Source organism: Thioalkalivibrio sp. ALE11 (assembly GCF_000381205.1).
Lineage (GTDB): Bacteria > Pseudomonadota > Gammaproteobacteria > Ectothiorhodospirales > Ectothiorhodospiraceae > Thioalkalivibrio.
Genome location: NZ_KB906173.1, coordinates 1 through 24,438, shown reverse-complemented (window position 1 = coordinate 24,438; position 24,438 = coordinate 1). Strand labels below are relative to the sequence as shown.

Below are 24,438 nucleotides of genomic sequence, written 5' to 3'. Positions count from 1 at the left end.
AGGAGATCCCTTGATCGACCTGCGCCGCCTGCTGCCCCTGCTGATCCTCGCCCTGCTGGCCGTGGCGATCGCGGGCACCCTGTGGATGGGGGATCGCAGCGAAGATACCGCCGCCCCGCAGCCCGTGTCGGGCGATCCGGCGGAGCGAAAGGGGGCGCTGGTCGACGAGGTGGTGTTCACCGTGGAATCCGACCCCGGCCGCATCACCGCGCTGATCGAACGGGGGTCGCACCACCTGTTCGGCCAGGGGCTGGATTCGGCCACGCTGTTCCGCCAGATCCAGGCTTCGCCCGCGGTGGGGCATCATTTCTCGCGCGGTTCGGTGGCCGAGCTCACGCTGAATCCGGCCGAGTTCGAGGACGGCCAGCTGAACCCCTTCGCCGATCGCGAGATCCGCGAGGCGATGAACTGGCTGGTGGATCGCAGCCATATCGCGGAAGAGCTGTACGGCGGGCTCGCCACGCCGCGTTATCTCCCGCTGAACACCGCCTTTCCGGACTACGCACGCCTGGCCGGACCGGCGCGCGAGCTCGAGATCCGTTACCGCCACGATGCCGAACGCGCGCGCCGGGTGATCGGCGAACGCATGGAGGCCCTGGGCGCGGAGCGACGCGACGGTCGCTGGTTCCATGACGGCGCGCCGGTCCGCATCCGGGTGCTGATCCGCACCGAGGACAACCGCGAGCGGGTGGGCGACTACGTGGCCAACCGGCTGGAGGACCTCGGTTTCGAGACCGAGCGGCTGTACCGCACCGCGGACGAGGCGACGCGCCTGTGGATCGCCAGTGATCCCGCCGATGGGCGCTGGCACGTGTATACCGGCGGCTGGATATCTACGGTCATCAACCGCGATGTCGGCGGCGACTTCAACTATTACTACACTCCCCGCGGGCGCCCCGATCCGCTGTGGCAGGCCTACGATCCCGATCCCGAGCTGGACGAGCTCGCCGAACGCCTGGAACGCCGCGAGTATCAGTCCGTGGAAGAGCGCGAGGAGCTGATGGCCCGGGCGCTGGAGCTGGCCATGAAGGATTCGGTGCGCATCTGGCTGGTGGATCAGCAAAGCGTCTGGCCGCATGCCGCGAACCTCGAGGTGGCGGTGGATCTGGCCGGCGGCGTGACCGGCTCCGGCCTGTGGCCCTATACCCTGCGTTTCCGCGACGGCCTGGGCGGACGCGTGGTGGTCGGCACGCCCAGCATGCTGACCGAGCCCTGGAACCCGGTGGCCGGTTCCAACTGGATCTTCGATCAGATGATCCTGCGTTCCCTGTCGGACCCGGCGGCGCTGGCCGATCCGTTCACCGGGCTCTATCGGCCGCAGCGCATCGCGCGCGCCCGGGTCACGGTGGAAGAGGGCGCGCCGGTCGGGCGCACCCTGGACTGGTTGGAGCTGGAGAGTGTGGAGCGCATCGAGGTGCCCGGCGACGCCTGGCTGCGCTGGGACGCCGCAGAAGGGCGCAAGGTGACGGTGGACGAGGCCGAACCGGAGGGCCTGACGGCGCGTTCGCGTACCGAGATCGAATTCCACGACGGGTACCTGGATCGCCACTGGCACGATGGTTCCCGGTTCTCCGTCGCCGACATGATCCTGCCGTGGATCCTGACCTTCGAACGTGCCGACGAGGACAGCGCGCTGTTCGATCCGGGGCATGTACCCACGTTTTCGGTCTATGAGCGCCATTTCCGCGGCTGGCGCATCACGGATACCGACCCGCTGACGGTGGAGGTCTACAGCGATCAGGTGTTCCCGGATGCGGAGAACCTGGTGGCCAACCGCGTGCCCGCCACCCAGCCCTGGCACGTGCTGGGGCTGGGGATCGAGGCCGAGCGCCAGGGCGATCTGGCCTTTTCCACCGGTCAGGCCGACCGGCGCGGCGTGGAGCAGACCAACCTGGTGGGCGGGCCGGCGCTGGAGATCCTGCGCGACTACCTGAGCGCGGCGCGCGCGGCGGAGCGGCTGCCGTTCGAGGAGACCCTGAGCGAGTGGGTCGATCCGGAGGAGATCCGCGAACGCTACGCGGCGCTGGAGCAGTGGCAGGCCGAACGCGGACATTTCTGGGTCGGCGACGGGCCGTTCTACCTGCACCGCGTGCGCGCGGTGGAGGGCAGTCTGGTGCTGCGCCGCTTCGAGGACTTCCCCGATCCGGCGGACAAGTGGCTGCGCTTTGCGGAGCCGCGGATCCCCGAGGTCAGCGTGGACGGCCCGCTGATCGCCGAGCTGGGCGAGGCGGTCAGTCTGGATCTCGACATCCGTTTTGGCGGCGAGCCGTATCCGCATGAGGACATCGACGAGGTGCGCTGGATGCTGTTCGATGGCGACGACCGCCTCGCGCGGCGCGGCGAACTGGAGCCGGATGCGGAAGGGCGCTGGCGCCTGCATCTGGATGCGGAGATCCTCGCCGCACTGGGTACCGGGGCCAACAGTCTGGAGTTCGCGGTGACCGCGACGCCGGTCGCCCTGCCGGCCTTTGCCACCCATGCGTTCGCCACGGTGCCAGGCGGGCGGGTGCCGCAACCCCGGGCCGAACCAGCGGAGCAAGGCGATGACTGACGGGTCCGTCAACGCCGCCCGACGCGGCTGGCTGCGCGATCTGCGCCGCCTGGCCGTGTTTACCGGCAAGCGCCTGCTGGCGCTGCTGGTGACGGTGCTGATCGGGGTCTATCTGACCATCGTGATCGCCAACATGGGCGGGCAGGTGGATGACCTGCGCCTGGCCCAGATCGAGACCACGGCGGCCGAGGCGGTGCGTGCGGATCCGGCGTTTCATGATCTGCCCTCCGATGAGCGGACCGAGCTGGTCGAGCAGCAGGTGGCGCTGGAAGTGGAGCGCCTGCGCCTGGACGAGCCCTTCATCTGGCGCAGCTTCGACTACCTCTACCAGGCGATGATCCTGGACCTGGGGCGGGCCGAGGAGATGCACTCGGATGCCGGCTCGCGCCAGGTCTTCAATATCATCGCCGAACGCCTGCCGGCCACCCTGCTGCTGTTCGGCACCGCCAACCTGCTGGTGTTCTTCGTCGCGGTGTTTGCCGCGCTGGGGCTGTCGCGGCGCTACGGCTCGGCGCTGGATCAGAGTGTCATCGGGCTGGCGCCGAGCTCGGCGGCGCCGGGCTGGTTCTACGGCATCTTCCTGATCCTGCTGCTGGCGTTCATCTGGCCGCTGTTTCCGGCGGGAGGGATGGTCTCGGTGCCACCGCCGGAGGACGGCTGGGCCTACGCCGCCAGCGTGCTCCGGCACATGGCGCTGCCGGTGCTGGCGATGTTCATCTCGCAGATCTTCATCTCGATCTACTCCTGGCGCACCTTCTTCCTGATCCATTCCAGCGAGGACTACGTGGAGATGGCGCGTGCCAAGGGGCTGCCGGACCGCATGATCGAACAGCGCTACATCCTGCGGCCGACGCTGTCGCCCATCGTGACCAGCTTCCTGCTGATGCTGATCGGGCTGTGGAGCGGCGCGATCATCCTCGAACAGGTGTTCAACTGGCCGGGTCTGGGCACGCTGCTGTTCGAGGCCATCGGCCATCGCGACACCCCGGTGATCATCGGATCGGTGGTGATCTTCGCCTACCTGCTGGCCATCACCGTGTTCGTGCTGGATTTCCTCTACGCCATCCTCGATCCGCGCGTGCGCATTGAAGGAGGCCGTTCATGAGCCCCTGGAGCGAGGGCCTGCGCCGGCTGCGGCGCTATCCGTCGGCGGTGGCGGGGATGCTGATCATCCTCGCCCTGCTGGGCACGGCGATCTACGCGGTTACCGCCATCCCGTACAGCGAGGCGCAGAAGCTCTGGCGCGGCGGCGAGGTCTGGCAGGATCTGCCGGTGAATGCCGCACCGGTGTGGACGGACCGGCTGTTCGGCGGCAACGCGCCGCGCACCGTGAAGGCCGGGAGCGAGGCGGCCGAGCGGGAATTCGCGGCCTTCGACGGCGGACGCATCGAGGAGCAGACCCTGCGCTTCGACTTCCCCTATGACGATTTCCCGGGGGAGATCAACCTGTTCCTGCAGGCCGAGTTCGAGCAGAGGCCGCCGTTCGTGCGCATGAGCTGGCACCGGCCCGACGGCAGCGAGGTGGCCCTGGGCTCGCGGCGGGTCAGTGCCGAGGACCGGGTGTCGATCTCCCAGGACCAGGGCCTGGAGGGGCGCCTGGGGCATGCCCCGCAGGTTGGTCTGTTCAGTGACGCCGATGTCGAAGACCCGGAACCCCGGGTCCTGCCGGGGACCTACGAGCTGGTACTGGAAACCGTGCATTTCGAGCCCGAAGGCCGCATGGATGCCGAACTGGTGGCCTACGGGCAGGTCCACGGGCTGTTCGGGACCGACCATCAGCGCCGCGATCTGTCCGTGGCCCTGCTGTGGGGCACGCCGGTGGCGCTGGCGTTCGGGCTGATCGCCGCGGTGGGGACCACCATCACCACCCTGATCATCGCCGCCGCCGGCGTGTGGTACGGCGGCTGGGTGGATGCCGCGATCCAGCGCCTGACCGAGGTCAACATCATCCTGCCGCTGCTGCCGATCCTGGTGATGGTCGGAACGCTCTATTCCACCAGTATCTGGCTGATGCTGGGCGTGGTGGTGGCCCTGGGGATCTTCTCCGCCGGGATCAAGATGTACCGCGCGATGCTGCTGCCGATCCGCCAGGCCCCGTACATCGAGGCGGCGCGCGCCTACGGGGCCAGCAGCCCGCGGATCGTGCTGCGCTACATGGTGCCGCGCATCCTGCCGGTGCTGATCCCCACGTTCGTGACCCTGATCCCGACCTACGTCTTCCTCGAGGCCTCGCTGGCGGTGCTGGGCCTCGGGGATCCGGTGCTGCCGACCTGGGGCAAGGTGCTGCACGACGCCCAGGCGCAGTCGGCCCTGTACCACGGGTTCTACTACTGGGTGGTCAGCCCGGCGGCGCTGCTGATGCTGACCGGACTGGGCTTCGCCATGCTCGGCTTCGCCCTGGACCGCGTGTTCAATCCCCGGCTGAGGAACCTGTGATGACGGTGGCGGCCAACCCCGACAGCCCTCTGCTGGAGATCGAGGACCTGCGCATGCAGTACCGCACCGAGCAGGGGCCGGTGAACGCGGTCGACGGAGTCAATCTGGAGATCCGCCGCAACGAGGCGCTGGTGGTGCTGGGCGAGTCCGGCTGCGGCAAGTCCTCGCTGGCGAAGGTCCTGCTGCGCACCCTGCCGCGCAATGCCGCGCGACCCTCCGGCCAGGTCCGCCTGGACGGGCGCGACGTGCTGGGCCTGTCCGAGGAGCGCTTCCGCCGCGAGGTGCGCTGGGTGCGCATCGCCCTGGTGATGCAGGCCGCGATGAATGCGCTGAACCCGGTGGTGCGGGTGGGCGAACAGGTGGCCGAGCCGCTGCGCATCCACCGCGGCTGGTCGCGGCGGGCGGCGATGGCCCGTGCGGCCGAGGCGTTCGAGGAGGTCGGTATCGCCACGGACTTCCTGCAGCGCTACCCGCACGAGCTGTCCGGCGGCATGCGCCAGCGCGCGGTGCTGGCGATGGCGCTGGTGACCGACCCCGACCTGGTGATCCTCGACGAGCCCACTTCGGCGCTGGACGTGCTGACCCAGGCCTCGATCATGAACGTGCTCAAGCGCATCAAGCGCGATCGTGGCACCAGCTTCGTGCTGATCACCCACGACGTGGGCACCTCCAGCGAACTGGCCGACCGCGTCGCCCTGATGTATGCCGGGCAGGTGGTGGAGGAGGCGTCCGCCGAGGCCTTCTTCACTGCCCCCGCGCACCCCTATTCGCAGATGCTCATGGCCTCGGTGCCGCGGCTGCGCCAGGAAGAACCGCCGGTGCCCATTCCCGGGCGTCCGCCCAGCCTGCAGGATCCGCCGACCGGCTGCCGTTTCGCCGCGCGTTGCCCGCGTCGTTTCGAGCGCTGCGCCGAGGACCCGGCGGTGTTCCACCCGGATGCGCGCCATCGCGTGCGCTGCTGGCTGCATGACGCGGGAGGGACCGGATGAACACCCGTGCTCAACAGGAACCGCTGCTGGTCGCCGACGACCTGCAGACCCACTTCGAGCTGCGTCAGTGGGGCTTCATCCGCACCGGGACCGTGCGCGCGGTGGATGGCGTGCGTTTTACCCTGGATGCCGGCGAGGCCGCCGCGGTGGTGGGCGAGTCCGGCTGCGGCAAGTCGTCGCTGGCGCGCACCCTGCTGGGGCTGAACCGGCCCACCGGCGGGGCCGTGCGCTTCGAGGGGCAGTCGCTGGCCGAACTGAAGGGAGCCGAACTGAAGGCATACCGCGCCCGGGTGGGGTACGTGCAGCAGGATCCCTACGGGGCCCTGCCGCCGTTCATGGACATCCGCCGGGCGCTGGAGGAACCGCTGATCGTGCACGGGATCGGCCCGCGCGCCGAGCGCGAACGGCGCATCGACGCGGCGCTGGAGGAGGTCGGGCTGACGCCGGTGGCGCAGGTGCGCGGCAAGTTCCCGCATCAGCTGTCCGGCGGGCAGCAGCAGCGGGTGGTGATCGCCCGCGCCCTGCTGCTGCGGCCGAAGCTGATCATCGCCGACGAACCGGTGTCGATGCTGGACGCCTCGGTGCGGGTGGAAATCCTCGACCTGCTGCATCGCGTGCAGCGCGAGCACGACATCGCGCTGCTCTACATCACCCATGACCTGTCCACCGTGCGTCACTACGCCGGGCGGGTGATGGTGATGTACGCCGGCCGCATCGTGGAGCAGGCGCCGGTGGACGCGCTGCTGGACGCCCCGCAGCACCCCTACACCGAGGCGCTGCTGTCCGCGCTGGCCGACCCCGACCCCGCCAACGCGCGGCAGATGCGCGAGATCCCCGGCGGCGAGGCCCCCAGCCTGGTCAGCCCGCCGCCGGGCTGCCGTTTCCATCCACGCTGCCCGCAGGCCATGGCCGGCGTCTGCGAGACCCGCGACCCGCCCGATTTCCGCCCCGCACCGGACCACCGCGCCGCCTGCTGGCTGCGCGAACCGGAGTAAACGGCGCTCTCCACCCGTGGGCTGCTACCATGATTCCAGCATTGAATCTCGTAACGGAGCAGGACCATGACGGAACCGGCGGTACTGCGTCGCGCCCTTGAAGACCTCGACGGACTGGACTTCGTGGTACTGATCGGCAGTCGCGCGAGGGGCGAGGCGCACGAGCAAAGCGACTGGGACCTGGCCGTGCAGTGGTCGGACGCCCCTGATGATGCCCTGGATGCTTTCGCGCGGGACGAGTCCCTGCGGCGCCGGATTGCGGCCGCGTTGGACATCCACGACGACCGGGTCGACATCGTCAATCTGGAGCGGGCCGGACTGGCCATGCGGGCCGTGGTCGCCGAGGAGGGCATTCCGGTGATCGGCGAGGATCGACCGCCATGGGCGTGGTTTCTGACACGTACCTGGCGCGAGCTGGAGTTCTGGGAATGGGAGCGCGAGCATGCAGCTTGAACTCTATCTCCAGGAAGTGCGGCATCTGGCCGGCCGCCAGAGGGCCGTGCTGGACGAGGCCGCCGAACGCCTCGATGACGGCGGGTCGTTGTCGCCGCTGGAGGAGAACGGGGTTCTCCACGCGTTGCAGGTGCTGGCCGAGAATGCCATCGGAAAGGCGAAACACATGCTCAAGGCCGCAGGGCAGCCAGTCCCGGTGTCGGCTCACGACGCCTTCCAGGCACTGGCCGGGCTCGGATTCGTGGATCCGGCGGAGGTGCCTCGCTGGAACGCGATCGTCGGGATCCGCAATCGCATCGTGCATGACTATCTCAATCTCGACATTGGATTGATTCTCGAGCTCGTTCGGCGAGGAGAACACCAGTTCATCCACGATTTTCTGGTAGCGGACTTGCCCGAATCCCTCCGGCCCCGGTCCTGAAGCCCGAGCCTCTGAACGAAAAAGGCCCGGACGTTTCCGTCCGGGCCCTTTTGTGCGCCCGCCGGTCGGGGCGGGTGCGGGGTGTCTGGCGGGGCGGCCTCAGCTGAAGGCTTCGCCCGGCTTCACGCCCAGGGCCTTGAGGATCATGGCCAGCGGGCAGAAGCCGGTGAAGGCGGACTGCAGCAGGTTGAGGCCGACGAAGCCGGTCAGCAGGAGCCACAGCGGGCTGAACTGCCAGGCCAGGATGGCACTGATGATGATGACGGTGCCGGCAAACGCCATGACGATGCGGTCGATGCTCATGGGGATCTCCTCCTCGTATATCGATTTCTTATAATGTACAGCCGTCGCCGGGCGTCCACAAGGGAGACACCCGGCGTGGCCCGGTGCTCCGGTGCGCGCGACCGGACTCAGCGCTCCTCGATCGGCACGTACGAGCGCTCGGGATACCCCGTATATAGCTGACGCGGGCGTCCGATGCGCGATTCGGGGTCCTGCATCATCTCGTTCCAGTGCGAGATCCAGCCGACCGTGCGGGCCAGGGCGAAGATCACGGTGAACATGTTCAGCGGGATGCCCATCGCACGCAGGATGATGCCGGAGTAGAAGTCGACGTTGGGGTAGAGCTTGCGCTCGATGAAGTAGTCGTCCTCCATTGCGATGCGCTCCAGCTCCATGGCCACGTCGAACAGCGGCTGGTTGTCGGCGCCCATGTCGCCCATCTCTTCCAGCAGTTCGTGGCACATCTTGCGGATGATCTTCGCGCGCGGGTCGTAGTTCTTGTACACCCGGTGGCCGAAGCCCATCAGGCGGAAGGAGTCGTTCTTGTCCTTGGCCCGGGCGACGAACTCCTCGACGCTCTTCCCGCTGTGCACGATCTCCTCGAGCATGCGGATGACCTTCTCGTTCGCGCCGCCGTGCAGCGGGCCCCACAGCGAGGCGATGCCGGCGGAGATCGCGGCGAACGGGTTGGCCTCCGAGGAGCCGGACAGGCGCACGGTTGACGTCGAGGCGTTCTGCTCGTGGTCGGCGTGCAGGATCAGGATCAGGTCCAGCGCGCGCACGAACACCGGGTTCGGCTGGTAGGGCTCGCTGGGCACGCCGAACATCATCGACAGGAAGTTGGCGGTGTAGGACAGGTTGTTGTCCGGGTACATGAACGGCTGGCCGTTGGCGTACTTGTACGACCAGGCGGCGATGGTCGGCATCTTGGAGATCAGCCGGTGCGCGGCGATGCGCCGGTGTTCCGGGTTATGCACGTCCACGTTGTCGTGGTAGAAGGCCGACAGCGCCCCGACCACGCCGACCATGATCGCCATCGGGTGCGCGTCGTGGCGGAAGCCGTCGAAGAAGCGGCGCACCGCCTCGTGCAGCATCGAGTGTTCCTTGATGATGCGCGAGAAGTCGTGCAGCTCGTCGGAGGACGGGAGGTCGCCGTTGAGCAGCAGGTAGCAGACCTCCAGATAGGTGCTCTCGGAGGCGAGTTGCTCGATGGGGTAGCCGCGATACAGCAGGGTGCCTTCGTCGCCGTCGATGAACGTGACGTCCGAGCGGCAGCTGGCGGTCGACATGAACCCCGGATCGTAGGTGAAGTAGCCGAGCTCCTTGTACAGCGCGCGGATGTCGATGCAGTTGGGCCCGTGCGAACCCTCCTGCAGCGGCAGCTCGATGCTCTTGCCGGTGGAGTTGTCGGTCAGCGTGACGGTCTTGCTCATGGAACGGCCTCGCGTGGAATCGATGATGGCGACCAGACCCGAATGGTAAACCAATCGTTCCGCGGCCACAGCCGCACATGAAAGCGACTCGAGCGCGAGCGTGCACATGGTTCAGCGTTTCCCCAGGGAAACGCTGATCCATATGCACGTTCGCGTTGGCACCCCGGGTTTTCCGAGACAAGGCGCGTCGCGCAGCGGGTAGTGGTTCTACCCGCAAGCGGCGCAACGCAGGGTCGGGGAACCCGGGGCGCCAACCCCGAAGGGGCTCGGCCGCTTTTGCGCGCGCACGGCGTTGCGGCTCCCTTGTGCAGAATGACTGCACGGCGGTCGCCGCGCCTTGTTCGCACGCAAAAGCGACTCGAGCGCGAGCGTGCACATGGTTCAGCGTTTCCCTAGAATCCGGGACATGGAACGAGATGCCGAACACCAGCGCCTGCAGGGCGTGCTGCAGACCCACCCCGAGCTGGAGCTGGTGATGCTGTTCGGCTCGCTGGCCCGCGGCACCGCGACCGCCGACAGCGATCTCGACATTGCCGTAAGCGCCGGTGCCCCGCTGGACGTGGAAGCCCGCATCCGGCTCATCGACGAGCTGGCCCTGGCCGCCGGTCGCCCCGTCGACCTTGTCGATCTCACCCGCGCCGGCGAGCCGCTGCTCGGGCAGATCATGACCACCGGGGTGCGCCTGTGGGGCAGTGACGAGGCCCAGGCCCGCTTCCTGACCCGCCATCTGTTCGATCAGGCCGATTTCCTGCCGTACCGTGATCGCATCCTCGCCGCGCGGAGGGATGCATGGATCAACGGGTGATCGAACAGAAGATCGAGACCCTGCGCTACTGCGTCGAGCGCGTGGCCCGGCGTTGCCCGGGCAATCCCGATGAACTGGCGTCCGATCCGGATGCCCAGGACATCATCGCCCTGAATCTGGCGCGCGCTGTCCAGCAATGCGTCGATGTGGGCGCCCACCTGCTCATATCCAGGGCCTATCCTCCGCCGGACACCATGGGGGAGACCTTCGAGCGGCTGGCGGAGGCCGGGGTCATCGACGCGGCGCTGGCCGAACGGCTGCGCAAGGCGGTCGGCTTCCGCAACATTGCCGTGCACAACTACGAGCGGATCAATTGGGACATCGTGCATGCCGTCTGCTCCCGCCATCTCGATGATTTCCGCGATTTTGCGCGCGCGGTGCTGACGCGGCTGGACTGAGCCGGTTCAGCGGGTGTGGCGCTGCCGCAGGAGGTCGCGTTCGGCGAGGTGGGGAGTGTGCTGCAGGCCCTCGCCCGGGTGGCGCAGGGCGCGGCCGGTTTCGATCGCGGGGTGATGGTCCCGCAGGGCCGTGCGGATCTCGGCGTAGCGTCGTTCCAGGGCGTCGGGGCCGGTGTCCACCAGGAGCAGGCCGAACCGGTTGCCGGCGATACGCGCCACACGGTCGCCGGGGAGCAGCAGGCCCTGCAGGATCGGTCCGAGCTCTGCCAGCAGCCGGTCGCCCTGGCCGATGCCCGCCTCCCGGTTGATGGCCTCCAGATCGGTGACCTCGGCGAGGACCACCGCGCAGGGCTGCCCGTTGCGCTGGCAGCGCTCTTCCTCGCCTTCCAGGGCCATGTCCCAGCCGCGTCGGTTCAGGGTGCCGCTCACCGGGTCGGAGCCGGGCAGCAGGGCCGTGGCCTGGCGTTCGCGGTCGAGGATGTCGTTTTCGCGCTGCAGGGCCAGCAGGTGGCCTGCGGTGCCGGCCAGGGCCTCCAGCGCGGTGTAGCGGTCGTGGAGCTGCGGGTCCACGGGCTCGGGGTGCACGCCGCACAGGGTGCCGAACAGGTTCCCGTCGCGGTCGTGCAGCGGAAAACCGACATAGGCGCCCACCGGGAGCTGGTGGTTCACCGGCGCGTCGCGATAGACCGGGATCCCGCTCGTATCCGGGGCGATGGACGGGGCGTCGCCGCAGGCCATGTGGATGCAGCAGGAGCCGTGCCAGTCGAGGACGACGCCCGGGGCGATCGTGTCGCCCTGATCCAGGGCGTGCAGGATGATCCAGTCGCGTCCTTCGACCCGGGTCAGCAGCCAGGTGTCCAGCGGGGCCACGGCGTACAGCGCGTCCATCAGCGAACGGACGGCGCCGGAGAAGGCGTCGATGCCGGGCTCGGCGTGCTGCGGGGGGCGGGGATTCGGGGCTTCCATGCGCGGATTCCGGGTCGGGTTGTCGGGGGGATCGGCCGTGATGATCAGAACCGGGGCAGGTCCGGGTGCGGTGGTTGCGCCGAGCGCACGTGCTGGCGGCCGAATTCGGCGCAGCGTGCCAGTGTGGGCACCGCCTTGCCGGGATTCAGCAGACCGCGGGGGTCGAACGCGCGGCGCAGGGCATGGAACTGCTCCAGTTCGGCGGAGGCGAACTGCACGCACATGCCGTCCAGCTTTTCCACCCCTACGCCGTGCTCGCCGGTGACCGTGCCGCCCACCGCCACGCACAGCTCCAGGATCGCCTCGCCGAAGGCCTCGGCGGTCTCGATCTGGCCCGGCTGGCTGGCGTCGTAGAGGATCAGCGGGTGCAGGTTGCCGTCGCCGGCGTGGAACACGTTGCACACGCCCAGGCCGTGTTCGGCGGAGAGCGCATCGATGCGTTCGAGCACGTACCCGAGCTGGTGGCGCGGGATGGTGCCGTCCATGCAGTAGTAGTCGGGCGAGATGCGGCCGGCGGCGGGGAAGGCGGCCTTGCGCCCGGCCCAGAAGCGCGCGCGCTCGGCATCGTCCTGCGCGGTGCGGACCTCGGTCGCGCCCAGCCCCAGCAGCTTCTCGCGCACGAACATCACGCTCTCGGAGACCTCGCTGTTGCTGCCGTCCAGCTCGCACAGCAGGATGGCCGCGGCATCCACCGGATAGCCGGCATGGACGAAGTCCTCGGCGGCGCGGATCGCGGCGTTGTCCATCATCTCCAGGCCCGCGGGGATCAGCCCGGCGGCGATGATGCCGGCGACCGCGGCGCCGGCGGTCTCCACGTCGTCAAAGCTCGCCATCAGCACCTGGGTGCGCTCCGGGCGCGGCAACAGGCGCACGGTGACCTCGGTGACGACCCCCAGCATACCCTCCGAGCCGATCAGGAAGGCCAGCAGGTCCGGGCCCTCGGTGTCCAGGGTCCTGCCGCCGACGCGGATGACTTCGCCGTCCAGGGTCACGAACTCCAGCCCGGTCACGTTGTGGACCGTGAGGCCGTATTTCAGGCAGTGCACGCCGCCGGCGTTCTCGGCCACGTTGCCGCCGATGGAGCAGGCGATCTGCGACGAGGGGTCGGGGGCGTAGTACAGCCCGGCCGGGGCCGCAGCCTCGGAGATCGCGAGGTTGCGCACGCCCGGCTGGACCACCGCGCAGCGGTTGTCGGCGTCGATCTCGAGGATGCGGTTGAAGCGCGCCATCGACAGCAGCAGGCCCTCGGCGCTGGGCAGCGCACCCCCGGACAGGCCCGTGCCCGCACCGCGCGGCACCACCGGCACGCCGTGTTCGCGACAGGTCTTCAGGCACAGCTGGAGTTGTTCCATGCTGGCGGGCAGGGCGACCGCGCCGGGGACCTCGCGAAAGGCCGAGAGGCCGTCGCATTCGTAGGCACGGCGCTCGCTTTCCTCGACGATCAGCGCTTCCGGCGGCAGCTGCTCGCGCAGGGTGTCGATCACGGCGGCCAGACCGGGCTGAGGGGTGGTTACGGCACTCATGACCGTGATGGTAGACCGTTGCCCGCCGGCCGGGACAATTCCGCAGTTTCCGGAGGGCTCACGCGAGCCGGTCCAGGGGGAAGGCGCGGGCGTCGCGCAGGGCGGCGGCCAGGTGGGTGGCGTAGTGGTCCACCAGGGCCGCGCCCTCGGCGGCGGTGGCCGCTGCCGCATTCCCGGTGGTGCCGGCGGGGTTGAGGTCGCCGGCCAGCCAGGCGAATCCGGCCGGTCCCTCGGGTCGCAGGACCTCCAGCGAGGCCTCCAGCTCCTCGCCCAGCGATCCCGCGTGGCGGGCCTCGGCGTCGTGTACGCTGGCGGGCGCCAGATGACGCATCATCGCCGTCTCGATGCGCCCGCCGTGCAGGCCATGGCGGCATTCCGCGGCCGGGATGCCGATCTGCGACGGCGGATCCTGCAGGAAATAGTGATGCCGCACGATCAGCATACGCTGCCGGCGGCGCAGTTCCAGCGCTGCGGTGTCGGCCACCGCCCGGTTGCCGCCGTGACTGTTGTGCAGCACCAGGCGGCGCACGCCGGCGCCGGCCACGGCCCGGCCGGTTTCCACCAGCACGCGGATGGCGGTCTCCGGTGTCAGGCTCAGGGTGCCGGCGAAGCGGGCGTGCTCGGGGCTGGCCAGGATCGCCAGCGGCGGCAGGGCCAGCAGGGGGAAATCCGCGGGAAGCCGCGCCCACGCCGCCTGCAGCAGGCCCTCGCCGATGCGCAGGTCGGTGTCCAGCGGCAGATGCGGCCCGTGCTGTTCGATGGCTGCCAGCGGCAGCACGGCCACCGGGTCGCGGCCGGCCAGTTCGGCGGCCTCGGCGGTGGTCAGGTCCTGCCAGCGGGGCAGGGGGCGGGGTGCGTCAGGATCGGGCATGCGGCATGCGCAGGCGGGCGTAGAGATCGCCGGAGCCGTAATCCGCGGCGTGGGCCTCCAGCCACAGCCGCACCCGGCCCCGGTCCTGCCAGCGGGCGAAGCGGTATTCGCGCTGCTCGCCGGCGATCACGTTGAATTCGTAGTCGCCCAGCTCGGCCAGGCGTTCCATGCCGGCGATTGCGATGTCCAGCGCGCCGGCGACGAACTCCAGCGACAGCGCCGGGATCGGCTGTGACAGCCCGGCCAGCACCTCGACTTCATAACCTTCGGCGTCGATCTTGCAGAACGCCGGCATGCCGTATTCGGCGATCAGATCGTCGAGGGTGATGACCGGCACCCGTACATGATCTTCCCAGCGCACGCGGCGGAAGCCGTCGTTGCGCCGCGGCAGCTCGTCGGTCCAGCGCGGGGACAGCGTGGAGACCGTGGGAGTCCGGTGGCTGATGTACAGGTTGGCCGTGCCGGGTTCGGCGCCTACCGCTTCGCCGCGCACGGTTACGTTGCGCCGCCGGCCGGGCCCGCGCTCGAGCCAGCGGCGCAGGGCAGGCTGTGGCTCCACCGCGATCACGTGGCCGCCGAGGCGGGAGAAGGCCAGCGTGCGATCCCCCAGATGGGCGCCGATGTCGAACACCCGGTCGTCGCGTCCGATGAACGGACGATACAGCCGGCGCAGGGCCCGCTGGCGCCCGGGGCGCCGGTAGATCGCCAGCGAACGCAGCAGGCCGAGGGCGGCGTTCAGCCGCTCGCGCGCGGCCGGAGACGGGTCGGGATTCGGGGGCGCGTCCATGCTTCCCAGCTTAGGGAAACGCGGATCAATGTGCACGCCCGTCCGGCCTTGTTCGCCTGCAAGCAGGCTCCTACGGGCGCGCAGCGGCTGGGTCGGGAGGGTTTGGCAGCAGATCCTGCGCAGCCCGTTCCAGGCGGTCGCGCGTTTGTTCCAGCAGGGCCACGAGTTCGAGCGCCCGCTGCAGTGCCTCGGCGAACTCCTCCCGGATCCGGGTTCAGTGCCACAGGACAACCCCCTGTTCGCGCGCACGGTCGTGGATGGGCTGGTGCCGGGTATTGGGATCGACGATGAGGACGTCGATGTGCTGATCGCCGAGCGCCCTTTGCAGGCGAGCCGTGTAGCGGGCCGCCATCGCCGCCCGGTTTTCCACCGGGCGGGGCGTTTCCACCAGCAGGTCGATATCGCCACCGCGGGCCGCATCGTCGACGCGCGATCCGAACAGATAAACGGTACAGTCCCCGAACAGTTCGTGGGCGGTGTGGTGGATCGTTTTACGCTGGTCTTCGCTCAATCGCATCGTGGTCCTCCGGGTCCCGGATGGGATTGTAGGCCGAGTACGGGCCGGAACGCTCGGGGGCGGGGCCGGTCCCAATGGACATTGCGTATTCTGGCTGGAGAAGCTTGATGAGGCTGTTTCCGAAGTGTGAGTGGCGGACCCTCGTGGCGCCGTCGTTGCTGGCCCTGACGGCCACCGTGTTCGCTCTGGGGCCCTCTGCACCCCATGCAGATGTGCCATCGGGCGCGGACTGTGTGCAGCCCGGACAGTGGGCCACGCCGGAGGGTGAGGACGTGGATGCCGCGGAGCTGTTCGCCGAACTGGCCGGCGCCGATGCGGTGCTGCTGGGCGAAACCCACAACCGCATGGACCACCATCGCTGGCAGGTCGGGACCCTGGCCGCGCTGCACGGTCAGCGCCCGGACATGGTGATCGGCCTGGAGATGCTGCCGCGCTCGGCACAGCCGGTGCTGGATGACTGGGTGGTGGGTGAACTGGACGAGGAGCAGTTCCTGCAGGAAAGCGACTGGTACGAGCACTGGGGCTTCAACCCGCGGCTGTACTGGCCGATCCTGCATTTCGCGCGGGTGCACGACGTCCCGCTGGTGGCGCTGAACGCCGAGCGCGACCTCGTGCGCCGTCTGGGCCACGAGGGCTGGGACAGCGTGTCCGCCGACGAGCGCGACGGGGTCTCCGCCCCGGCCGAACCCGCCGATGCCTATCGCGAATACCTTGAAGAGGTGCTGGCGCGCCATCCGGCCGCGCCGGGGGACAGTGATGCGTTCATCGGTACGCAGCTGGCCTGGGACCGGATGATGGCCGCGGCCATCGCCGAGGTGATCGAGGCGGGCGATGACCAGCCGCCGCTGGTGGTCGGGATCATCGGCTCCGGCCATCTCGAATACGGCCACGGCGTGCCGCATCAGCTGGCGGACCTGGGTGTGGTCAATGCCCCGGTGCTGCTGCCACGCGAGAGCGACGGGGCGTGTACGGGGCAGGACCCGGAGCTGGCGCGGGCGGTGTTCGGCGTGCAGGGCGGCGAGCGCTTCCAGCCGCTGACCCCGATCCTGGGGGTGCAAATGCAGCGCCCCGAAGAGGGCGACGGGGTGGAGATCCGCGGCGTGATGCCCGATTCGGTGGCCGGCGCCGCCGGCATCGAGAGCGGCGACCGTCTGGTCGAGGCCGGTGGTCGCGCGGTGGAGACGCCGGCCGATCTGCAGCGCATCGTTCAGGCCGTGACCCCGGGCACCTGGTTGCCGCTGGTGCTGGAACGCAACGGCGAGCGCCAACAGGTGATCGCGCGCTTCCCCTGGCAGGAGAGCGCGGGGGCGCGGCCGGCCGCGGGGAACGGTCACTGATGGCCCGCCTGCGGCGTACCCCGGGGCACAATCGTCCCGGCACCACCGCGCTGGCGTGCCTGCTGAGCGTGCCCCTTGCGGGGTGGGCGGCACCGGTCGTCGCCGGCGAACCGCCCGCCCGCGAGCTGACGATCGAACTGTTCCCCGCCGAGCAGCGGCTGCAGGGTCGTCTGAGCCTGCCCGCCGCGATGCTGGAAGACGCGGACGGGGATCTGCGCTTTCGCTTCGCACGCGGTTTGCGGGTGGACGCGGTGGAGCGGGGCGGGCACGCGCTGAACCACGAGCACAGCGACGCGGGATACCTGCGGGTGACGCTCGATGGCGACGGGGACGTCGCCCGGGATCTCGACGGCGGGCCGCTGGTCATCGCATACCGTGCCCGGCTGCAGGCCCCGGAGGACGCCGGCCCCGGAGGCGGATTCCTCGGCGCGGCCGGCGGCTTCCTGCCGGCGGGGGCCGACTGGTATCCGCGGCGGCCGGACGCCGAACCGGCGCCGGTGCGCCTGGAGGTGCTTGCGGCCGATGGCCATCGCGTCGTGGCCTCCGGGTCGTGGCGCGAGGAGGCCGCTGAAGACGCGGACGCGGAGGGCGTGACCCGCGCGGTGTTCGAGCATCCCGGCGGGCGTGCGCTGGCGCTGGCCAGCGGCCCCTGGGAGGAGGGGCGCAGCGAGACCGCCGATGGCGTGGAGGTGCGCACCCTGTTCCCGGCGGAGCTGGAGGACGCGTTCGGCGCGACCTACCGCGAGAAGACCGTGGAATACCTCGAGCGCTTCAGCGACCTGCTCGGGCCGTATGCCTTCGACAGCTTCACCGTGGCGGCCAGCCCGGCGCCGGTGGGGCTGGCCTTCTCCGGATTCACCCTCCTGGGCGAGCAGGTGATCCCGCTGCCGTTCATCCCGCACACCTCGCTGGGCCACGAGGTGTTGCACAACTGGTGGGGCACCGGGGTGTACGCGGATCGTCGCCAGGGCAACTGGACCGAGGGTCTTACCACCTTCATGGCCGATTACCGGTTTGCAGACGAACGCGGCGAGGCACGCGAGGAGCGGGGCCAGTGGCTGCGTGACTACGCCGCCCTGCCGGCAGGCGAGGATTACCCGCATGGCGAGTTCGTCGGCGGCAATGCCGGGGCCGACCGCATCGCCGGTTATCACCGCGGCGCGATGCTGTGGCGGATGCTGGAGGACCGCATCGGCGAGGAGGCGCTGCATGCGGGGCTGGCCGATTTCTACGCGGAATATCGTTATCGGGAAGCCGCCTGGCCGGATCTGATCGCGGCGGTGGACGCGGCGACCGAAGATGATCTGGAAGCGTTCTTCGAGCAGTGGATCGGCCGGGCCGGCGCGCCGCGCGTCGAACTGACCGAGGTGCAGGCCCGTGACGATGGCGGGCGCTGGGGCGTGACCGGTCGCCTGGAACAGGCCGATGCCGATCATCCGTGGCGGGTGCGCGTGCCGCTGGTGGTCGAGTTCGCGGAGGATGGGGGCCAGGAGACGCACTGGGTGGATCTGGAGGAGGCCGCGACCGATCTGGAGCTGGAACTGACCACCGACGCGCGGCCGGCGCGTATCGCCGTGGATCCTGACTGGCGGGTATTCCGGCAGCTGGGCGCGGATGAATATCCGCGCATCCTGCGCGAGGCGCAGCTGGATCCCGCGACCCGCGTGATCGCCCCGGACGGCGCTGCCCCGGCGGAACTGGCCCCGTGGCTGGGCCGGGTGCCGGAGACGGCGGAACCGGATGCCGATCCCGATCCCGATTCTGATTCCGCTTCCGGGGCCGGGGCCGGGGCCGGGGCCGGGACCGATGCCCCGCGGGTGCTGCTGGGTTCGCGCGCGGCGGTCGCTGAATGGCTGGGCGACCGCGGACTGCCGACGCGCCCGCAGGAGGCGCACGCGGATACGGACGACCTGCCCGATGCCGCAGCCGATGTCGGGGCCCTGGCCTGGACCGTGCCCGAGACCGGCATCACCGTGATTGCGGCCGACTCGGCCAGTGAGCGGCGTGCACTGGCGGGTGCGCTGCGACACCGCGCGCAGGAGAGCTATCTGCTGCAGGACGATGGCGAGCCGGTGGCGCGCGGGCTGTGGCCGGTGCCGGGGCCCTGGCGGGCGCTGGCGGATTGAGCTCCCGGCCCGATCAGTACGGCAGGCGCTGGTGTTCGAAGTCGAACAGCCCGCCGGAGTCCTCGGGACCGAGGGCGTCCAGCACCTCCAGCAGCGCGCCGGTCGCGCGTTCCGGCGTCAGCACCTCGGGGGCGCGGGCGCGGTAGGGCTCCGACAGCGGGGTTTCCACCGTGCCCGGCTGCAGTGCGGCCACCACCGCGCGGCGGTGGCTGAAGCGCATCTCCAGCGCGGTGGTGCGCACGATCTGGTTGAGCGCGGCCTTGGAGGCGCGATAGCTCAGCCAGCCGCCGGAGTGGTTGTCGGCGATGGAGCCCACGCGCGCCGACAGCGTCGCTAGCACCGCCTTGCGGTCCTTCGGCAGCAGCCCCACGAAGTGCTTGAAGATCAGCGCCGGGCCGATGGCATTGACCGCGAAGGCCTGCGTCATCACCGCCGGATCCAGCTCGCGCAGACGCTTCTCCGGCCGGTGGCCGTCAATGGTGAGCACCCCGGTGGCGTCGATGATCAGGTCCCACTCGGGGGCCTGATCCGCCAGCCATGCGGCCGCGTGGCGGATGCTGTCCTCGTCGGTGAGCTCCAGCGGCGGGTCGGTGGAGCGGCCCAGCGCCACGACCTGCGCGCAGTTCGGGTCGTTCTCCAGATGGGTGACGAAGGCGCGGCCGAGGCCGCCGGTGGCGCCGATCACCACGGCGCGGAAGGGGTGTGCGAGCGAGTCCATGTGGCTGTGACCACAGGCATCGCGATTCGATCCGTTCGTTTGCGTATGGCCTGTACCGGGACCGGGTCGTGTATGCTCTGCGCCGAGTGCAGACGGGAATCCGCGCATGAATTTCCTCCATACCCTTGGCCACGCCGCTCGCAACCTGGCCCCCATCGTGATCGTGGTGGTGGTGTTCCAGATGTTCGTGCTGCAGACGGTGCCCGAGGGCGTGCTGTCCATGGCCATCGGTCTGGTGATCGTGGTCTTCGGGGTGGCGCTGTTCCTGCAAGGGCTGGAGATGGGGATCTTCCCCATCGGCAAGAACCTCTCCAACGCGCTGGCGCGGCGCGGCTCGCTGATCCTGCTGATGGCCTTCGGTTTTACCCTGGGCTTTGCCACGGTGATCGCGGAGCCGGCGCTGATCGCGGTGGCGGAACAGGCCGAGGTCATCTCCGAGGGGCACATCCAGGGCTTCATCCTGCGCCTGATCGTGGCGCTGTCGGTGGGCGCGGTGGTGGCGCTGGGCATCCTCCGCACCGTGCTCGGCCACCCGCTGCACTGGTACATCCTCACCGGCTACGTACTGGTGGTGCTGGTCACCTTCTTCGCGCCCGAGGAGATCGTGGGCCTGGCCTACGACTCCGGCGGCGTCACCACCAACATCGTGACCGTGCCGCTGGTGGCCGCGCTGGGGCTGGGGCTGGCCGCGTCGCTGGCCGGGCGCAACCCGCTGCGCGACGGCTTCGGCCTGGTGGCGCTGGCCGTGATGGTGCCGATGATCACGGTGCAGCTCTACGGCATCGTGGTGTTCGCCGGGGCCGACATCGACGGCCCGGCACCCGGCGCCGGCGACGGAGCGGCCATGGATACCGACACGGATCTGCCCGGGGCGGGCGAGGAACGCCACTTCCTCAGCGCCATGGGCATGGACCTGCTGCTGATGCTGCGCGACGTCGCGCCCATCATCGGCGTGATCGTGGTGTTCCAGTACTTCGTGCTGCGCAAGCACATTCCGTATCTGCCGCGGGTGCTCTTCGGTTTCGCCCTGGTGGTGTTCGGCCTGTATGCCTTCGTGGTCGGGCTCAAGCTGGGCCTGTTCCCGATCGGCGAGAGCATGGCGGAGCAGCTGATCGCCAACGACCGGTTCGTGTGGGTGTACCTGTTCGCGTTTGCGATCGGCTTTGCGACCACCATGGCGGAACCCGCGCTGATCGCCATCGGCCAGAAGGCGGAGGAAGCGGCCAAGGGCTCGCTGAAGGGCAGCGCCATCCGCATCCTGGTGGCGCTGGGGGTGGCCGTGGGCATCACCATCGGGGTGCACCGCATCCTCAGCGGGGACTCCATCCACCTGTACATCATGGCCGGCTACGTGCTGGTGATCGTGCTGACCATCCTCGCGCCCAAGGACATCGTGGCGCTGGCGTTCGACCTGGGCGGGGTGACCACTTCGGAGGTCACCGTGCCGCTGGTCACCGCGCTGGGGATCGGCCTGGCCACGCATCTGGACGGGCGCAACGTGCTGATCGACGGCTTCGGTCTGATCGCCTTCGCGTCCATCTTCCCCATCGTGACCGTGATGCTTTATGCCATCGTGGTCGATCTTTATGAACGCTTGATCCGCAAGGACAGGAGGGACACGGCATGAGATTCTCGGCCCTGGTGGCGGTGCTGCCCGACGAACTGGAACAGAAGGCCGTGGATGCGGCGCGCGAGGCCGGTGCCGCCGGCGTGACCATCATGGATGCGCGCGGCATCGGCGCGGAGGCGCGCAAGACCTTTCTCGGCATGACCTACGAGGGCAGCCAGTCGGTGTTGCTGTGGATTCTGGAGAAGCGCCTCGCGCTGACGGTGCTGAAGTCCCTGTTCCGCGAGCTTGGGCTGGACGAAGACCCGCGCGGGGTGGCCTTCATCACCGACATCTCGCATCTGGCGGGCATTGACCGGCGGCAGATCGACCGCTTCGAGGAACAGGTCAAGGACGAAATCTGACCCCAACTCCGACCGGAGGGAGACTTCATGCTGGTTCGCGACATCCTGACCGAGAAAGTCATCACCGTGGCCCCGCTGGCCCCGCTGCGCGAGGCCATGCAGCTGATGCGCGACAACAACGTGCGCTCGCTGGTGGTGGACAAGCAGCACCCGCACGATGCCTACGGCATCATCACCTACACCACCATCCTCAAGACCATCGTGGCCGAGGAGGGCGACATCGACCTGGCCAACGTGTACGACGTGGCCACCAAGCCGGTGATCACCGTGCCCGCGGAGATGGACGTCAAATACGTGGCGCGGATGATGGTCAACATGGACGTGCGTCGCCTGGTGGTGCTGGAGGGCAACCAGCTGGAGGGCATCGTCACCACCAGCGACATCGTGGGCTCGATCCTCGGCATGCTGGACGAGGTCTGAAGCCGGTGACGCCCCCCGGTTCACTGGATATCCCGCAGGGTCTCGCACGGCTCGAGCTGCTCAATGCCGCGATCGAGGACACCGCGCACAGCGTGTTGATCACCGACGCGGATCTCGATGCCGGTCCGCATATCGTCTACGTGAACCGCGGCTTCGAGCAGATGACCGGCTACCGCCGGGACGAGGTCCTGGGCCGCACCCCCCGCATCCTGCAGGGGCCGAAGACCTCGCGCCCGGTGCTGGACGACCTGCGGGTGACCCTGGAACGCGGCGAGGGTTTCGATGCCGAGACCATCAACTACCGCAAGGACGGCGAGCCCTACAGCGTTCGCTGGCATATCTCGCCGGTTCGCGCCCGGGGCGAGCACGAAAGCATCACGCATTTCGTCTCGGTGCAGCGCGATGTGACCGAGGACCGGCGCCGCGAGGAGCAGTTGCGGCTGCTGTCCGCTGCGCTGGAGGCCTCCGGCGATCCGGTGATGATCACCGACCCCGGGGGCGTGATCGTGTTCGCCAACACGGCTTTCCTGGATCTCAGCGGTTTCGATGCCGACAGCGTCATCGGCGCGACACCGGCGCTGTTCAAGTCGGACGAGCACGACGATGATTATTTCGCCGCCATGTGGCAGCAGCTCCGCCAGGGCGAGACCTTTCGCGGCGAGTTCGTGAACCGGCGCCCCGATGGCGCGAAGCTCCACCTGGAGCAGACCATCACCCCGATCCGCGATGACTGCGGCGAGATCACGCATTTCGTGGCTTTCGGCAAGGACGTGACCGAACGTGTGCGCATGGAGGACGAAGTGCGGCGTCTGGCCGAGACCGACTGGCTGACCGGACTGGCCAACCGGCTGACCCTGGGCAACCGCCTGGAGGCCGAGCTGGATCGCTGTGATCGCTACCAGCGGCCGATGGCCGTGATCATGTTCGACATCGACCATTTCAAGGCGGTGAACGACGAACACGGGCACGATGCCGGTGATGTGGTGCTCAAGGCGGTTGCCCGCACGGTGGGCGAGCAGCTGCGCGAGCAGGACACGCTGGGACGCTGGGGCGGGGAGGAGTTCCTGATCGTGCTGCCGGAGACGGACGGCGAGGGTGCCGCCGCGGCGGCGGAGAAACTGCGCCGTTCGATCGCGGAGCTGGATCTGCCGGATGCACCGGCGGTGACCGCGAGCTTCGGGGTGACCGAGCGGCAGCCGGACGACACGCCGCGCGCGATCACGCGGCGGGTCGATCAGGCGATGTATCAGGCCAAGGAGGGCGGACGCGACCGCGTCGTCCTCCTGTAATGGCCCTTGCTAACAGAACGGCCTCGTGCCCCGGTGACCCGAGGCGCGAGGCGGGGTATCAGGCCTTGCGGCGCAGGACCCAGATCTCCAGCAGCGCCCATTCCTCGCCCGGATAGTTTTCCTGCTCCAGGTCGGACATGCGGCGGTGACGGCTGGCGGTGCTGCCCACGAACTCGAAGCGGTCCAGCAGCATGCGCTTGGTCTCGTCGGCCTTCTCCAGCGCGAAGGGGTTGAGGAAGTTCACCAGCAGGTAACCTTCGCCCTCGCCACGGCGGAACGCATCCAGCAGCGACGCGATGGCCGGCGGATCCAGGTACACCAGCGACGCGGTGGACAGCAGGATGTCCGCCTCTTCCAGCGACTTCTCGATCGCGTCGCGGGTCTCCGGGGCCGGATTGTTCAGGTCGGCCGCGTGGGTCTCGTCGAACAGGCCGGCACGCTGACCGTAGGCCAGGGCGTTCTCGGAGATGTCGATGCCGGTGGTGTGCATCGGCAGGCGGCGCGGCTTGCTGATGGTGTTGCAGACCGTCTCCGAGGCCCAGTTCTCGCGGATCTCGTCCACGGTCATGTTGTGCACCGCCGCCATCGTGGTGTTGCCGAAGCAGCAGGCCAGGTCGACGTAGTTGAGGGTGCGGCCGTCGGCGGCCTGCTGCTCGGCCCACGGCAGGATGAGCCGGTCGAAGGTCTGGCGGTTGAAGTCGTCGGAGATGTAGTCCAGCGCATCGATGATGCGCTCCTTGAACGGCACCGGCGTCTCGGCGACGTAGATGTCGTCAAAATGCTGTTTCTTCTCCTCGGTCTTCACTTCGGACTGGCTCATCGGGGCAAACCCTCATCATTGGAAAGCCCAACAGTCTCCGGCCAAGCCACCCGACCGTCAAGCAAACACGCCCCGATCGGCCCCGGGCCAGATCGGTAGGAGGCCGGCCCTCCGGCCGATTCCACGTCCGGCCGATCTCCCGCGCCCGATCGGCCAGAGGCTGGCCTCCTACGGCCCCCGCCGCGTAGACATGATGGATTGACCTGCCCGACCTCGAGAGCGTGGGTTATGTTCTCGGGGTTGGGACAACCACCTTCAACACAGAGCCAATATCGAGGGGGCAGGTCATGAACCAGTTTAGCGCGGAAGGGATGAAGGATGCAGGGCCGG

24 protein-coding genes are annotated in these 24,438 nt (G+C 69.0%); 15 read left to right on the top strand and 9 right to left on the bottom strand.

The features are described 5' to 3' along the window. Positions 1–10 precede the first annotated feature (10 nt). From F620_RS0110605 to F620_RS0110575, 7 genes are all read left to right on the top strand, one after another. The gene (locus F620_RS0110605) at positions 11–2,551 is read left to right on the top strand and encodes an ABC transporter substrate-binding protein (protein WP_019570543.1); all 2,541 of its coding nucleotides are present in this window, start codon (positions 11–13) and stop codon (positions 2,549–2,551) included. Further along, positions 2,544–3,656 (top strand): ABC transporter permease, encoded by a 1,113-nt coding sequence (locus tag F620_RS0110600; RefSeq protein WP_019021030.1) that lies wholly within the window; start codon positions 2,544–2,546, stop codon positions 3,654–3,656. The genes F620_RS0110605 and F620_RS0110600 overlap by 8 nt, the downstream gene beginning before the upstream one ends. Then, positions 3,653–4,987: an ABC transporter permease gene (locus tag F620_RS0110595; RefSeq protein ID WP_019570542.1), complete on the top strand. Its 1,335-nt coding sequence runs from the start codon at positions 3,653–3,655 to the stop codon at positions 4,985–4,987. Before F620_RS0110600 ends, F620_RS0110595 begins: the two co-directional genes overlap by 4 nt. Continuing rightward, entirely contained in the window at positions 4,987–5,976 is a 990-nt protein-coding gene (locus tag F620_RS0110590) for an ABC transporter ATP-binding protein (protein WP_019570541.1), read from the top strand. Before F620_RS0110595 ends, F620_RS0110590 begins: the two co-directional genes overlap by 1 nt. Beyond that, complete coding sequence (locus F620_RS0110585; protein WP_019570540.1) at positions 5,973–6,971, top strand: ABC transporter ATP-binding protein; 999 nt, start codon at positions 5,973–5,975, stop codon at positions 6,969–6,971. The genes F620_RS0110590 and F620_RS0110585 overlap by 4 nt, the downstream gene beginning before the upstream one ends. A gap of 66 nt (positions 6,972–7,037) precedes the next feature. After that, on the top strand, positions 7,038–7,424 hold the full coding sequence (locus F620_RS0110580; protein WP_019570539.1) for a nucleotidyltransferase domain-containing protein: 387 nt from the start codon (positions 7,038–7,040) through the stop codon (positions 7,422–7,424). Beyond that, the gene (locus tag F620_RS0110575) at positions 7,414–7,845 is read left to right on the top strand and encodes a DUF86 domain-containing protein (RefSeq protein WP_019570538.1); all 432 of its coding nucleotides are present in this window, start codon (positions 7,414–7,416) and stop codon (positions 7,843–7,845) included. The genes F620_RS0110580 and F620_RS0110575 overlap by 11 nt, the downstream gene beginning before the upstream one ends. Positions 7,846–7,944: 99 nt before the next feature. On the opposite strand, the gene F620_RS0110570 is transcribed toward F620_RS0110575, so the two are convergent. Both F620_RS0110570 and F620_RS0110565 read right to left on the bottom strand, forming a co-directional pair. After that, positions 7,945–8,148, bottom strand: a complete 204-nt coding sequence (locus F620_RS0110570) for a DUF2892 domain-containing protein (RefSeq protein WP_018871287.1) — start codon at positions 8,146–8,148, stop codon at positions 7,945–7,947. A 107-nt stretch (positions 8,149–8,255) separates the two neighbouring features. Beyond that, positions 8,256–9,560 (bottom strand): citrate synthase, encoded by a 1,305-nt coding sequence (locus tag F620_RS0110565; protein ID WP_026279629.1) that lies wholly within the window; start codon positions 9,558–9,560, stop codon positions 8,256–8,258. Between the two features lie 406 nt (positions 9,561–9,966). On the opposite strand from F620_RS0110565, the gene F620_RS0110560 reads away from it, so the two are divergent. Together F620_RS0110560 and F620_RS0110555 are read left to right on the top strand one after the other, a co-directional pair. Next, positions 9,967–10,365: a nucleotidyltransferase domain-containing protein gene (locus F620_RS0110560; RefSeq protein ID WP_018871366.1), complete on the top strand. Its 399-nt coding sequence runs from the start codon at positions 9,967–9,969 to the stop codon at positions 10,363–10,365. Next, positions 10,350–10,763 (top strand): DUF86 domain-containing protein, encoded by a 414-nt coding sequence (locus tag F620_RS0110555; RefSeq protein WP_019570537.1) that lies wholly within the window; start codon positions 10,350–10,352, stop codon positions 10,761–10,763. The genes F620_RS0110560 and F620_RS0110555 overlap by 16 nt, the downstream gene beginning before the upstream one ends. Positions 10,764–10,769: 6 nt before the next feature. Here F620_RS0110555 and F620_RS0110550 read toward each other — a convergent pair whose 3' ends face one another. The 5 genes from F620_RS0110550 to F620_RS0110530 all read right to left on the bottom strand — a co-directional run bounded on the left by F620_RS0110550 (position 10,770) and on the right by F620_RS0110530 (position 15,427). Beyond that, a complete protein-coding gene (locus F620_RS0110550; protein WP_019570536.1) occupies positions 10,770–11,729 on the bottom strand; it encodes a GGDEF domain-containing protein in 960 nt (319 codons plus the stop codon). 44 nt (positions 11,730–11,773) lie between these two features. Beyond that, entirely contained in the window at positions 11,774–13,252 is a 1,479-nt protein-coding gene (locus tag F620_RS0110545; protein ID WP_019570535.1) for an FAD-linked oxidase C-terminal domain-containing protein, read from the bottom strand. 58 nt (positions 13,253–13,310) lie between these two features. Then, positions 13,311–14,123, bottom strand: coding sequence for a creatininase family protein (locus tag F620_RS0110540; protein ID WP_019570534.1), 813 nt, complete (start codon positions 14,121–14,123; stop codon positions 13,311–13,313). Continuing rightward, a complete protein-coding gene (locus tag F620_RS0110535) occupies positions 14,110–14,910 on the bottom strand; it encodes an FkbM family methyltransferase (protein WP_019570533.1) in 801 nt (266 codons plus the stop codon). The genes F620_RS0110540 and F620_RS0110535 overlap by 14 nt, the downstream gene beginning before the upstream one ends. Positions 14,911–15,124: 214 nt before the next feature. Then, positions 15,125–15,427, bottom strand: coding sequence for a nucleotidyltransferase domain-containing protein (locus tag F620_RS0110530; RefSeq protein WP_019570532.1), 303 nt, complete (start codon positions 15,425–15,427; stop codon positions 15,125–15,127). 272 nt (positions 15,428–15,699) lie between these two features. On the opposite strand from F620_RS0110530, the gene F620_RS0110525 reads away from it, so the two are divergent. Together F620_RS0110525 and F620_RS0110520 are read left to right on the top strand one after the other, a co-directional pair. Beyond that, positions 15,700–16,764: a ChaN family lipoprotein gene (locus F620_RS0110525; RefSeq protein WP_026331429.1), complete on the top strand. Its 1,065-nt coding sequence runs from the start codon at positions 15,700–15,702 to the stop codon at positions 16,762–16,764. Continuing rightward, positions 16,764–18,890 carry a M1 family metallopeptidase gene (locus tag F620_RS0110520; RefSeq protein WP_019570530.1) on the top strand — a complete coding sequence of 709 codons (2,127 nt, stop codon included), beginning with the start codon at positions 16,764–16,766 and terminating at the stop codon, positions 18,888–18,890. The genes F620_RS0110525 and F620_RS0110520 overlap by 1 nt, the downstream gene beginning before the upstream one ends. A 13-nt stretch (positions 18,891–18,903) precedes the next feature. Here the strand turns inward: F620_RS0110520 and F620_RS0110515 are convergent, their stop codons facing one another. Then, entirely contained in the window at positions 18,904–19,608 is a 705-nt protein-coding gene (locus F620_RS0110515; protein WP_019570529.1) for an SDR family NAD(P)-dependent oxidoreductase, read from the bottom strand. 106 nt (positions 19,609–19,714) lie between these two features. Between F620_RS0110515 and F620_RS0110510 the strand changes: the two genes are divergently transcribed. The 4 genes from F620_RS0110510 to F620_RS0110495 are packed head-to-tail and all read left to right on the top strand — an operon-like array spanning position 19,715 to position 23,288. After that, on the top strand, positions 19,715–21,235 hold the full coding sequence (locus tag F620_RS0110510; RefSeq protein WP_019570528.1) for a DUF1538 domain-containing protein: 1,521 nt from the start codon (positions 19,715–19,717) through the stop codon (positions 21,233–21,235). After that, positions 21,232–21,579: a hypothetical protein gene (locus F620_RS0110505; protein ID WP_018871355.1), complete on the top strand. Its 348-nt coding sequence runs from the start codon at positions 21,232–21,234 to the stop codon at positions 21,577–21,579. The genes F620_RS0110510 and F620_RS0110505 overlap by 4 nt, the downstream gene beginning before the upstream one ends. 27 nt (positions 21,580–21,606) lie before the next feature. Continuing rightward, the gene (locus F620_RS0110500; protein WP_018871354.1) at positions 21,607–21,999 is read left to right on the top strand and encodes a CBS domain-containing protein; all 393 of its coding nucleotides are present in this window, start codon (positions 21,607–21,609) and stop codon (positions 21,997–21,999) included. 5 nt (positions 22,000–22,004) lie between these two features. Then, complete coding sequence (locus F620_RS0110495; protein ID WP_019570527.1) at positions 22,005–23,288, top strand: GGDEF domain-containing protein; 1,284 nt, start codon at positions 22,005–22,007, stop codon at positions 23,286–23,288. 58 nt (positions 23,289–23,346) lie between these two features. On the opposite strand, the gene F620_RS0110490 is transcribed toward F620_RS0110495, so the two are convergent. Further along, entirely contained in the window at positions 23,347–24,108 is a 762-nt protein-coding gene (locus F620_RS0110490) for a class I SAM-dependent methyltransferase (protein WP_019570526.1), read from the bottom strand. Positions 24,109–24,438 lie beyond the last annotated feature (330 nt).